The sequence below is a fragment of the Metabacillus rhizolycopersici genome (assembly GCF_020075705.1).
This window is the reverse complement of the sequence record NZ_JAIQUM010000269.1, coordinates 1-529: the sequence shown is the minus strand read 5'-3', so window position 1 is coordinate 529 and position 529 is coordinate 1. Positions and strand designations below refer to the sequence as shown.

Here is a 529-nt window from a genome sequence, read left to right as displayed (position 1 = left end):
ACCCCTACATGCCTGAAGAAGGAATGGTGGAAACAGGCGAATTAAAAATCCACCAATCCTCACATGCTCGCTACTTTGAGGATTTCTTAAAGTTTGTCGAATACGGAGAATCGATGCCTGAGATATTGAAAACACAAGTGATGTCAATGGTGCAGGAACACGTTTATGAGACATATGAGGAAAACAGTCAAGAACGCCAGCAGTTTGAACATGAACTCGAAATCTGGGAAGCAAGTCCGAAGCGTGAAATTCAAGAACGACTAACGACAGAACAAGTTGTCGAAGCTACGGCAATGATTGTCGAGCATACGCCAGAGGCTGAGCTGAAAATGAAGCTAGGTGATACGCATATCAAGGGATTACTTGCAGATTTTGGAGAGAATGTTCATTTAGGGAAGATTAACGGACGGTATGTGCTTTTAGTTGAGGCGGATACGATTGAGTTTGAGAAGGGCGTTTCACCGATTGAGTTTCATCGGCCGGATGATTTGCATGAAATTATTGAGCGAATTAGTCGGAAAGGTGTTGG

At 43.5% G+C, this 529-nt stretch carries 1 protein-coding gene; it reads left to right on the top strand.

Translation table 11 applies throughout. From position 1 onward, the window contains the following. A partial coding sequence (locus tag K9V48_RS28520) for a DUF3900 domain-containing protein (RefSeq protein ID WP_224142358.1) occupies positions 1-529 on the top strand: 529 nt, incomplete at both ends.